Here is a 12,350-nt window from a genome sequence, read left to right as displayed (position 1 = left end):
TTAATCACTTGGGAAAATCGCGTTTTTCGCTCGAATTACATCCCGATTCGGTACAAAGTTGTCCAGGCCGCTGGACTCCGATGCCAAGAACTGCCGGAACCCGGGACGTTTCCAAAACCGATGGACTCAGACGGTCGGGAAACCGCTGGGGAATGACCAAATTGTTCTTCCGCTGCCCGCGTTTATGCTGTTTGCCACCCGTGTTTGTATTCATAATCCTATACCTCCGTCAGATGATTATCCAACGGCCGCGAACACAAAAAAACGCACCACACCGCTATCCAACGGTAAAGTGCGTTTCAATCATACTCGCTGCAAATCCTTATACAGAAAGGGTTCTTTTATTAAACTGGCGGAGAGGATGGGATTCGAACCCATGTGGGCTTGCACCCTAACGGTTTTCAAGACCGCCCCGTTATGACCGCTTCGGTACCTCTCCAATGCATCAAAATTTCACATGCATTAGAAAGTATACCATACAGAGCAAGCCTTTGCAAGTATAATTATTGAGAAGCTTTTGGACTGATCACTTTCACATTCCGCATATACGGCTGCAGTACTGTCGGAATCAGCACTGTGCCATCTTCCTGCTGATAATTCTCCAGAATAGCGGCTACGGTACGGCCAACGGCAAGCGCGGAGCCATTCAGTGTATGGACAAATTCAGGCTTAGCTTTAGGCTCCTTGCGGAAGCGAATGTTGGCCCGTCTCGCCTGGAAGTCCTCTGTATTCGAGCAGGAGGAGATTTCACGGTACATGCCGCTCTCTGGAAGCCACACCTCAAGATCGTAAGTCTTAGCAGAAGTGAAGCCCATATCGCCCGTACAAAGGCCCAGTACGCGATATGGCAGTTCCAGGAGCTGCAGCACACGTTCAGCGTCCGCCGTCATCTTTTCAAGTTCCGCATATGAGGTCTCAGGAGTGGTGAGCTTTACCAGCTCCACTTTGTTGAACTGGTGCTGGCGAATCAGCCCGCGCGTGTCACGTCCGGCCGAGCCTGCTTCAGAACGGAAACAGGAGCTGTAGGCCACATGATACTTCGGCAGATCTGCAGCCGTCAGAATTTCCTCGCGGTAGTAATTCGTTACTGGAACCTCAGCAGTAGGTATCAGATAATATTCGGTATCCCGCAGCTTGAAGAGATCCTCCTCGAACTTAGGAAGCTGGCCGGTACCGTATAGGCTGTCCTTATTAACAATATAAGGCGGCAGCATCTCCTCATAGTTATGTTCTCCGCTGTGAAGATCCATCATGAAGTTGATAATTGCACGTTCAAGACGTGCTCCCAGTCCTTTGTAAAAAGCAAACCGAGAGCCTGTAACCTTGGCAGCGGCTTCAAAGTCAATGATGTCCAGCTGCTGCGCCAGCTCCCAATGCGACTTCGGCGTAAACCCAAATTCACGCGGCTGCGACCACCGGCGGATTTCCACATTCTCTTCCTCGGACTTGCCTACGGGTACCGATTCATGCGGGATATTAGGAATGCTCATGGTTAATTCCTCAATCCGGGTCTCCAGTACTCTTACTTCATCATCCAACTCTTTAATCCGGTCAGACACGGTGCGCATCTCAGCTATTAAATCATCCGCAGGTTCGCCGTTTTTCTTCTTTTTCGCCACTTCACCAGATACAGTATTACGGCGGTTCTTCAGCCCCTCAGTCTCTTGCAGCAGCTCACGGCGGCGCAGATCCAGCTGTGGGAATCCGGCAATCAAATCAAGCGATTTACCTCTTTTATTCAATGCTTCTTCTACTCTGGCATAATCACTGCGCAATATTTTTACATCTAGCACAAAGTTTCCCTCCTGAAAACAGCCCAAACTCTTTCAATATGCTGTTCACAGCTTTGAAAGAGTCGGAATGTTCTTATATACGGTTCTATTGATTGGCTGCTACGCTATACTCCACCATATCGGCAAAGTATTGGTGCAGCCTATAATCATCTGTCAACTCCGGATGAAAAGAGGATACGAGCAAATTACCCTGGCGGGCAGTCACAATCTCACCCTTATAGACCGTGAGTACATCAACTTCCGGCCCAACCTCTTTAATGAGCGGAGCACGAATAAAGACAGCACGAACCGGCTCACTGATCCCTTTAACTTCCAAATCACATTCAAAGCTTTCACGCTGGCGTCCAAAGGCATTCCGGGCAACTGTAATGTCCATCAGTTCCAAATGCGCGGGCTCGCCGCCATCAATACGCTTAGCCAGTACGATCATTCCGGCGCATGTCCCAAAAACAGGCTTGCCCTGGCCAGCAAAATCACGGATCGCTTCAATAAAGCCATATTTGCGCATGAGCTTGCCAATCGTCGTGCTCTCACCGCCCGGAATGATCAGTCCCTTGATCTCTTCCAACTGCTCTACACGTTTAATTGGCAGACCTTGTGCCCCGGTCTTCTCTATACTAACAATATGCTCTGTTACTGCGCCTTGAAGCGCCAGCACCCCTATCTTCATCGGAACAACCTTCTCTCTGATTAACGGCCGCGTTCCGACATGCGTTCTGCCGGCGACAGTGAGGCAATATCGATCCCCTTCATCGGGGTGCCGAGGTTCTTGGATACTTCAGCAATCAATTTATAGTCCGTAAAGTGAGTAGTAGCCTCCACGATTGCGCGGGCAAACTTCTCTGGATTATCGGATTTGAAAATACCGGAGCCCACAAAAACACCATCGGCTCCCAGATGCATCATTAAAGCAGCATCAGCCGGAGTTGCCACACCGCCTGCAGCAAAGTTAACTACCGGCAGTTTACCCAGTTCATGAACTTCAAGCAGCAGTTCGTAAGGAACACCAAGTGTCTTGGCTTCATTATAGAGCTCGTCCAATGAAAGATTGGTTACTTTACGGATCTGGCTGTTAATATAACGCATATGGCGTACAGCTTCAACAATGTTGCCGGTTCCCGGCTCGCCTTTGGTACGGATCATGGATGCACCTTCATTGATACGGCGCAGTGCTTCACCCAGATCTTTGGCTCCACATACAAACGGAACAGTAAATTCACGCTTGTTAATATGGAACACCTCATCAGCGGGAGTCAGCACTTCACTCTCATCCAAATAATCCACGCCCAGGGACTCCAGAACCTTCGCTTCTACATAATGTCCGATACGGGCTTTGGCCATCACGGGGATGCTAACTACCTTGATAACCTCTTCCACAATGGTAGGGTCGGCCATCCGGGCCACACCGCCTGCTGCGCGAATATCAGAAGGGACGCGCTCCAGCGCCATAACGGCTACTGCTCCCGCAGCCTCAGCAATTTTTGCCTGTTCTGCATTCATGACGTCCATAATGACGCCGCCTTTTTGCATTTCTGCCATGCCTCTTTTTACTCGCGATGTTCCTGTTTCCATGACCAAGCCTCCCGAATGAAATACTAAATTTAACCTATCCTTTTGCCGCAAGGCGGCTATATATACAACCTATTTACTCGGATTTATTCCTGATACCGGCATGTTTCAGCCGTTAGAACAGGTTCTTAATTCCTTTAAACAGATCGCCAAAAAACTCTCCAATTGCTCTCATCAGCAGCTTGAACCAGCCTGCCTTCTCCGCTTCTTCAGCCGTAATCAGGTTGACGGTCTTCTCTTGAACTTGAGTAATACCTTCGACCTGGTAGGAATACGTCACTTTACCGACCTTGCTGGCTCCGGCAATCGGTGCAACCAAGGTAGCTGGATCATTAATAACTACAGCAGTTTTGATCTGTGGGGATGCAGTTCCCTTAGGCACGATAAAAGTAACGCCAGCATCTGTCACAATGGGGACACTTTTGTTTTTGCCTTTTAATACAGGAACGGTTTCGTTGCCTGCAATGACGGCTTTAGGAGCTACAACCTGCTTAACCTCAAAATTATTGAAGCCAAAATCAAGTACCTTCTTCGTTTCCGTGAACCGGTGTGGTTCCGAATCTGCCCCCATTACAACACTAATCAGCCGCATGCCATCCCGTACAGCCGTACCGGTGAAGCAGTTGCCAGCATTATTAGTATGCCCGGTCTTCAGACCATCAAGCCCCGGATAAGCATAGGCCTTGAAGTTGGTAACATTCTTGTTCGATTCCAGCATCCAGTTATAGTTAACCATCGGCGCTTTATCGCGCTCGCGGAATTTGTAGGACTGAATGGTCGTAAAATCTGTGAAATCCGGATGGTCGGTGACTATATGTTTGGCGAGAATTGCTGCATCCATAGCGGACATTACCGTTTCACGATCAGTGTCAGGCTGGAATTTTGCCGGCATATCCGCCCGGTTCAGACCGGTGGAATTAATGAAATAAGCCGTCTTCATCCCCATCTTCTGTGCAGTTTCGTTCATCAGAGCGACGAACTCCTGTTCAGATCCAGCAACCTCTTCTGCCAAAGCTACCGTAGCATCATTTGCAGAGCCTACTGCCATGGCTATGTATAGCTCTTTGACTGTGTGTTCGTCACCTTGTGCCAGAAAAATACGCGAGCCAATCTGCTTGGACGCATTCTCCTGCACCACGACTTTCTGATCCCAGGATAACTGGCCTTTGTTAACGGCTTCTGTAACGAGGTACTCGGTCATCATTTTGGTCATGCTCGCCGGAGGCAGGGGCACATCTGCATTTAGCGACAAGAGCACCTCCCCGGTAGTAGGTTCCAGCAGAACTGCAGATTTCAGGTTCAATCCCAACGATTCCACCGAAGGAATCTTGACTGCCGTTGCTTTGGCCGTTGCTTTATTGGCAGCTGCTGTGCCTGATTCTGTAGTTGCTGGTGTCTTCACCGCATCAGCCAGCGCCGAATTTACGGGAGAAGCTAGCATATTTAAAAGCAGACCTACTGTCGCTGTCTTAATTACAAATTGCTTACCGCTGAATTTATACTTGTGTTTCAATGATTTACTCTCCTTTTGCCCTCATATCCATTGCTTGTTCTATTCTAACACAGGGGTACCTGCAAAAAAAGACAGACAGGACGAAATTCGTCCTGTCTGCCCTTAAAATATCATTCAACTTGTACTATAGGGAGTAGTTAGGAGCTTCCTTAGTAATTTGTACGTCATGCGGATGACTCTCGCGCAGACCGGCTCCGGTAATCCGGATAAAGGAAGTGTCATTACGAAGCTCCGTCAGTGTCTTGGTTCCGCAATATCCCATACCCGAACGAAGTCCGCCTAGAAGCTGATGAACCGTATCCGAAAGCGATCCTTTGAAAGCTACACGGCCTTCAATACCTTCAGGAACCAGCTTCTTATCATCATCCTGAAAGTAACGGTCTTTACTGCCTTGCTTCATGGCACTCATACTGCCCATGCCACGATAGACTTTGAATTTACGTCCCTGGTAAATTTCGGATTCCCCAGGGCTTTCCTCTGTGCCAGCGAACAGACTGCCCATCATGACAGCAGATGCTCCTGCGGCAATAGCCTTGGTAATTTCTCCGGAGTATTTAATTCCGCCGTCTGCAATAATAGGAATACCGTATTCACGGGCTACCGTCGCACAATCATAAATGGCTGTAATTTGAGGCACACCAATACCGGCAATTACACGAGTGGTACAGATCGACCCAGGTCCAATCCCAACCTTGACCACTGAAGCTCCGGCTTCAATCAGCTCACGGGTAGCATCCCCAGTAGCTACATTGCCGGCTACAATGGTAAGATCCGGATACAGCTTGCGCAATTTGCGGACAGCATCAATGATATTGATATGATGGCCATGGGCAGAGTCTACAGTAATAAGATCGACCCCGGCTTTGATCAAAGCTTCTGTCCGTTCAAATGTATCCTTGGATATGCCAATTGCTGCGCCTACGAGCAGCCGGCCCTGCGCATCCTTAGCACCATTCGGGAATTGGATGGCTTTTTCGATATCTTTTATGGTAATCAGACCCTTAAGAATGTTGTTCTCATCCACCAGGGGCAGTTTCTCAATCTTATGGCGCTGCAGGATAACTTCAGCTTCCTGAAGCGTAGTGCCCACAGCAGCTGTTACCAGATTCTCATGCGTCATTACATCTTTGATCTGGATATTGAAGTCATGAATAAAGCGCAAATCCCTATTGGTCAAAATTCCAACCAATTTGTTGCCTTCATCTACGATAGGCACACCGGAAATACGGTATTTGCCCATCAGGATTTCTGCGTCGGACACCCAGTGGTCTGGAGTAAGAGAAAAAGGATTCGTGATAACGCCACTTTCGGAGCGCTTCACACGGTCTACCTCTTCCGCCTGCTGCTCCACGGACATATTCTTATGAATAATGCCGATGCCGCCCTCACGGGCAATGGCGATCGCCATGGCTGCTTCAGTGACCGTATCCATACCCGCGCTCATCAAAGGAATGTTCAGCTTCACATTCTTGCTCAATACCGTAGACAAATCAACTTCCTTTGGCAGCACCTCAGATTTACGCGGCACCAGCAGCACATCGTCAAAAGTTAATCCTTCTTTGCCAAACTTATCTTCCCACACCTGGGTCATTCCTCCTCGAAATTGTATTTATTCTAAACGCCTGCAAACTTTATAAATGAAGAAACCAGAGTTAAAGTCCATACCCGGCAGACACCGGGAAAGACTTGTACGCTGCACGTTTTCGTATCTTCAGTTAAGGTTTGAGATGCTTGTCCAAAAATATATTATTGCCATCTTAGCAAAGGGTTTTTAGCCTGTCAAGAATATTACATCAGGGGAGAAGTTATTCCAAAAACAGTTGCCGAGTAAGCGAATTCTTGGATGAAAGTCCGTTTGGAGAGGACAGTTGGAATTAATCTCCGAACTCACTGGCTCTCTTTACGGCATCTGCAAATGATGCAGCAAGCAGGGTCTTATCTATCAGCATTCACAATACACAACATCACCCTGGCAGCTAAATAACAACTTGAGCTGCGATTTCGGTGGGTCCCTCAGCCGACGTTATGAACCCCTTCACGATCTATCCGCACTATCCATGGTTGTTACGGACAGGAAAGCCCTTATGGAGTCAAATTTCTCCATTCCGCAGACTAACGGACCGAGATTCCGCTGTTTCCCCCCTTATTCCGGGCTCGATCGAACGACATAAGGACTCCTGAGTCCGTATCCCCCAGAAACGCAGGCTTTTTCGCAAAATAAGACCCTCTGTCCGCTTCATTCCGCTGGTGGAGCCCATTCCTCCTACACCGGCTATATTATCTGAAAATTCCAGGGAATCCACACTTTTGGACATTGTATAATTTCAAAAAACAACAAAAAAGCCACTGTCGATTGCTCAACAATGGCTTCATGTGCTTGGCGGCGTCCTACTCTCCCAGGACCCTTCGGTCCAAGTACCATCGGCGCTGGAGGGCTTAACGGTCGTGTTCGGGATGGGTACGCGTGGAACCCCTCCGCTATCGCCACCAAACGGGCATTTACAGCGTAAATGCTTCAGGAATTTGATTCCTGAAAACTGAATCCGAAACGAATCTGCGTTTTATTTTTTGGATAAGCCCTCGACCGATTAGTATTGGTCAGCTCCATGCATTGCTGCACTTCCACCTCCAACCTATCTACCTCGTCGTCTTCAAGGGGTCTTACTAATTGGGAAATCTCATCTTGAGGGGGGCTTCACGCTTAGATGCTTTCAGCGCTTATCCCGTCCGTACGTAGCTACCCAGCCATGCTCCTGGCGGAACAACTGGTGCACCAGCGGTACGTCCATCCCGGTCCTCTCGTACTAAGGACAGCTCCTCTCAAATTTCCTGCGCCCACGACAGATAGGGACCGAACTGTCTCACGACGTTCTGAACCCAGCTCGCGTACCGCTTTAATGGGCGAACAGCCCAACCCTTGGGACCTACTTCAGCCCCAGGATGCGATGAGCCGACATCGAGGTGCCAAACCTCCCCGTCGATGTGGACTCTTGGGGGAGATAAGCCTGTTATCCCCAGGGTAGCTTTTATCCGTTGAGCGATGGCCCTTCCATGCGGTACCACCGGATCACTAAGTCCGACTTTCGTCCCTGCTCGACTTGTTGGTCTCGCAGTCAAGCTCCCTTCTGCCTTTGCACTCTTCGAATGATTTCCAACCATTCTGAGGGAACCTTTGAACGCCTCCGTTACTCTTTAGGAGGCGACCGCCCCAGTCAAACTGCCCGCCTGACACGGTCCCCGTACCCGCTTAGGGTACCAGGTTAGAACCTAGATACGATCAGGGTGGTATCCCAACGGCGCCTCCACCGAAGCTTGCGCTCCGGCTTCTACGGCTCCCACCTATCCTGTACAGATCGTACCCAAATTCAATATCAAGCTGCAGTAAAGCTCCATGGGGTCTTTCCGTCTTGTCGCGGGTAACCTGCATCTTCACAGGTATTAAAATTTCACCGGATCTCTCGTTGAGACAGCGCCCAAGTCGTTACGCCATTCGTGCGGGTCAGAATTTACCTGACAAGGAATTTCGCTACCTTAGGACCGTTATAGTTACGGCCGCCGTTTACTGGGGCTTCGGTTCACAGCTTCGGGTTGCCCCTAACCGCTCCCCTTAACCTTCCAGCACCGGGCAGGCGTCAGCCCGTATACTTCGCCTTGCGGCTTCGCACAGACCTGTGTTTTTGCTAAACAGTCGCTTGGGCCTTTTCACTGCGGCCCCCTCGGGCTATTCACCCTACCGAGGCACCCCTTCTCCCGAAGTTACGGGGTCATTTTGCCGAGTTCCTTAACGAGAGTTCTTCCGCGCGCCTTAGAATTCTCTTCTCGCCTACCTGTGTCGGTTTGCGGTACGGGCACCTTCTCCTGGCTAGAGGCTTTTCTTGGCAGTGTGAGATCATGACCTTCGCTACTGTAATTTTCGCTCCCCATCACAGCCCAGCCTTACGGTGTGCGGATTTGCCTGCACACCAGCCTCACTGCTTAGACGGACATCCATCAGTCCGCGTCACTACCCTCCTGCGTCACCCCATCGCTCATAGCGGATTACGGTGGTACAGTAATTTCAAACTGTTGTCCTTCGACTACGCCTGTCGGCCTCGCCTTAGGTCCCGACTTACCCTGAGCGGACGAGCCTTCCTCAGGAAACCTTGGGCTTTCGGCGGATCAGATTCTCACTGATCTTTTCGTTACTCATACCGGCATTCTCACTTGTGTATTCTCCAGCGCTCCTTACGGTACACCTTCAACGTATACACAACGCTCCCCTACCCCAGATACATACGTATCTAGCCATAGCTTCGGTGGTGTGTTTAGCCCCGTTACATTTTCGGCGCAGAGTCACTCGACCAGTGAGCTATTACGCACTCTTTCAATGGTGGCTGCTTCTAAGCCAACATCCTGGTTGTCTGTGCAACTCCACATCCTTTCCCACTTAACACACACTTGGGGACCTTAGCTGATGGTCTGGGCTGTTTCCCTTTTGACAATGGATCTTAGCACTCACTGTCTGACTCCCGGCAAGAAGTCCATGGCATTCGGAGTTTGACTGAGCTTGGTAACCCTTGCGGGCCCCGCACCCAATCAGTGCTCTACCTCCACGACTCCATTCACCGAGGCTAGCCCTAAAGCTATTTCGGGGAGAACCAGCTATCTCCGAGTTCGATTGGAATTTCTCCGCTACCCCCACCTCATCCCCGCATTTTTCAACATACGTGGGTTCGGGCCTCCAGTGCGTGTTACCGCACCTTCACCCTGGACAGGGGTAGATCACACGGTTTCGGGTCTACGTCCACATACTTAGTCGCCCTATTCAGACTCGCTTTCGCTGCGGCTCCGGCTTCTCACCTTAACCTTGCATGTTAAACGTAACTCGCCGGTTCATTCTACAAAAGGCACGCCATCACCCATAGATCGGGCTCTGACTTTTTGTAAGCACACGGTTTCAGGTTCTATTTCACTCCCCTTCCGGGGTGCTTTTCACCTTTCCCTCACGGTACTGTTTCACTATCGGTCGCCAGGTAGTATTTAGCCTTAGCAGATGGTCCTGCCGGATTCATACGGGGTTTCACGTGCCCCGCACTACTCGGGATCCGTCTCGGAGGGAACAGGGTTTAGGTTACAGGGCTCTTACCTCTATCGCGGGCCTTTCCAGACCTCTTCGCCTACCCTATTCCTTTGTAACTCCATGTGAGACGTCCCACAACCCCAAGGGGCAAGCCCCTTGGTTTAGGCTGTTCCGCGTTCGCTCGCCGCTACTGACGGAATCACTATTGTTTTCTCTTCCTCAGGGTACTTAGATGTTTCAGTTCCCCTGGTCTGCCTCTGCATACCCTATGTATTCAGGTATGAGTAACTGCGAATTACCACAGCTGGGTTTCCCCATTCGGACACCCCCGGATCAAAGCTTGCTTACAGCTCCCCGAGGCAGTTTCGTTGTTCGCCACGTCCTTCGTCGGCTCCTGGCGCCTAGGCATCCTCCGTGTGCTCTTATTAGCTTAACCATGCGTTTTCCCGTAGGGGAAACCGCTGTATCAACTAATAACTATTTCAACTTGCTTCCACAAGTTTCAGCTAAAAGATGTTCTAAAACGCATTTTCGTTTCGGTATCCAGTTTTCAAGGATCAAGGGACTTGCTTGAGAGTTTGGACTCTCAAAACTGAGCAACGAGTGAGTGTTCGAACCCAAGGGTTCTAATGGAAGTCAAGCTTCCGATTTGAATGTTTCCATTGCAGGAAACGATTCTCCATAGAAAGGAGGTGATCCAGCCGCACCTTCCGATACGGCTACCTTGTTACGACTTCACCCCAATCATCTACCCCACCTTCGGCGGCTGGCCCCCTTGCGGGTTACCCCACCGACTTCGGGTGTTGTAAACTCTCGTGGTGTGACGGGCGGTGTGTACAAGACCCGGGAACGTATTCACCGCGGCATGCTGATCCGCGATTACTAGCAATTCCGACTTCATGCAGGCGAGTTGCAGCCTGCAATCCGAACTGAGACCGGCTTTGCTGGGATTGGCTCCACCTCGCGGCTTCGCTTCCCGTTGTACCGGCCATTGTAGTACGTGTGTAGCCCAGGTCATAAGGGGCATGATGATTTGACGTCATCCCCACCTTCCTCCGGTTTGTCACCGGCAGTCACTCTAGAGTGCCCAGCCTTACCTGCTGGCAACTAAAGTCAAGGGTTGCGCTCGTTGCGGGACTTAACCCAACATCTCACGACACGAGCTGACGACAACCATGCACCACCTGTCTCAACTTTCCCCGAAGGGCACCTAATGCATCTCTGCTTCGTTAGTTGGATGTCAAGACCTGGTAAGGTTCTTCGCGTTGCTTCGAATTAAACCACATACTCCACTGCTTGTGCGGGTCCCCGTCAATTCCTTTGAGTTTCAGTCTTGCGACCGTACTCCCCAGGCGGAGTGCTTACTGTGTTAACTTCGGCACCAAGGGTATCGAAACCCCTAACACCTAGCACTCATCGTTTACGGCGTGGACTACCAGGGTATCTAATCCTGTTTGCTCCCCACGCTTTCGCGCCTCAGCGTCAGTTACAGCCCAGAAAGTCGCCTTCGCCACTGGTGTTCCTCCACATCTCTACGCATTTCACCGCTACACGTGGAATTCCACTTTCCTCTTCTGTACTCAAGCCACCCAGTTTCCAGTGCGACCCCAGGTTGAGCCCAAGGTTTAAACACCAGACTTAAATAGCCGCCTGCGCGCGCTTTACGCCCAATAATTCCGGACAACGCTTGCCCCCTACGTATTACCGCGGCTGCTGGCACGTAGTTAGCCGGGGCTTTCTTCTCAGGTACCGTCACTCCGGCAGCAGTTACTCTACCGGACGTTCTTCCCTGGCAACAGAGCTTTACGATCCGAAAACCTTCATCACTCACGCGGCGTTGCTCCGTCAGGCTTTCGCCCATTGCGGAAGATTCCCTACTGCTGCCTCCCGTAGGAGTCTGGGCCGTGTCTCAGTCCCAGTGTGGCCGTTCACCCTCTCAGGTCGGCTACGCATCGTCGCCTTGGTAGGCCGTTACCCCACCAACTAGCTAATGCGCCGCAGGCCCATCCTCTAGCAGCAGATTGCTCCGCCTTTCATCCCTAGCCCAGGGGGGTCAGGGAATTATCCGGTATTAGCTACCGTTTCCGGTAGTTATCCCAGTCTAGAGGGTAGGTTGCCTACGTGTTACTCACCCGTCCGCCGCTAACCTACTGGAGTGCAAGCACTCCAGTAAATCCGCTCGACTTGCATGTATTAGGCACGCCGCCAGCGTTCGTCCTGAGCCAGGATCAAACTCTCCAAATTGGTATTTAGAAAGAGCGATTGCTCATTTTGAAACATCTGACGAGAATAAAATATTCTCTAATTTGGATCTCACTTACGTGAAATCCCACTCACTCGTTGTTCAGTTTTCAAAGATCAAGCTCGTCGTCGGTGTCGATTATCTCGTCACCAGCAACTCTTATAATATATCATG

At 50.5% G+C, this 12,350-nt stretch carries 6 protein-coding genes, 1 tRNA gene and 3 rRNA genes; all 10 read right to left on the bottom strand.

Features of this window, described 5'->3' with window-relative positions:
• Nucleotides 1-4 precede the first annotated feature (4 nt).
• A complete protein-coding gene (locus tag PGRAT_RS00425; RefSeq protein ID WP_025706015.1) occupies nucleotides 5-214 on the bottom strand; it encodes a hypothetical protein in 210 nt (69 codons plus the stop codon).
• A gap of 136 nt (nucleotides 215-350) precedes the next feature.
• Nucleotides 351-439: transfer RNA gene (locus PGRAT_RS00420), tRNA-Ser, on the bottom strand.
• A gap of 64 nt (nucleotides 440-503) precedes the next feature.
• Nucleotides 504-1,793, bottom strand: a complete 1,290-nt coding sequence (gene serS, locus PGRAT_RS00415) for a serine--tRNA ligase (RefSeq protein WP_025706014.1) — start codon at nucleotides 1,791-1,793, stop codon at nucleotides 504-506.
• A gap of 85 nt (nucleotides 1,794-1,878) precedes the next feature.
• Nucleotides 1,879-2,463 carry a pyridoxal 5'-phosphate synthase glutaminase subunit PdxT gene (gene pdxT, locus PGRAT_RS00410; protein WP_025706013.1) on the bottom strand — a complete coding sequence of 195 codons (585 nt, stop codon included), beginning with the start codon at nucleotides 2,461-2,463 and terminating at the stop codon, nucleotides 1,879-1,881.
• A gap of 20 nt (nucleotides 2,464-2,483) precedes the next feature.
• Complete coding sequence (pdxS, locus tag PGRAT_RS00405; protein WP_025706012.1) at nucleotides 2,484-3,365, bottom strand: pyridoxal 5'-phosphate synthase lyase subunit PdxS; 882 nt, start codon at nucleotides 3,363-3,365, stop codon at nucleotides 2,484-2,486.
• A gap of 112 nt (nucleotides 3,366-3,477) precedes the next feature.
• Nucleotides 3,478-4,875 (bottom strand): D-alanyl-D-alanine carboxypeptidase family protein, encoded by a 1,398-nt coding sequence (locus PGRAT_RS00400; RefSeq protein WP_025706011.1) that lies wholly within the window; start codon nucleotides 4,873-4,875, stop codon nucleotides 3,478-3,480.
• A 124-nt stretch (nucleotides 4,876-4,999) separates the two neighbouring features.
• On the bottom strand, nucleotides 5,000-6,457 hold the full coding sequence (gene guaB / locus PGRAT_RS00395) for an IMP dehydrogenase (RefSeq protein ID WP_025706010.1): 1,458 nt from the start codon (nucleotides 6,455-6,457) through the stop codon (nucleotides 5,000-5,002).
• 793 nt (nucleotides 6,458-7,250) lie between these two features.
• A 5S ribosomal RNA gene (rrf, locus tag PGRAT_RS00390) occupies nucleotides 7,251-7,367 on the bottom strand.
• A gap of 76 nt (nucleotides 7,368-7,443) precedes the next feature.
• Nucleotides 7,444-10,370: ribosomal RNA gene (locus tag PGRAT_RS00385) — 23S ribosomal RNA — on the bottom strand.
• Nucleotides 10,371-10,619: 249 nt separating this feature from the next.
• Nucleotides 10,620-12,178: ribosomal RNA gene (locus PGRAT_RS00380) — 16S ribosomal RNA — on the bottom strand.
• The 16S, 23S and 5S rRNA genes sit together here, the layout of an rRNA operon.
• Nucleotides 12,179-12,350 lie beyond the last annotated feature (172 nt).

The sequence above is a fragment of the Paenibacillus graminis genome (assembly GCF_000758705.1).
Classification (GTDB): Bacteria; Bacillota; Bacilli; order Paenibacillales; family Paenibacillaceae; genus Paenibacillus_AQ; species Paenibacillus_AQ graminis.
The sequence above is the reverse complement of the archived record's forward strand: the minus strand, read 5'-3'. Positions and strand labels throughout refer to the sequence as shown.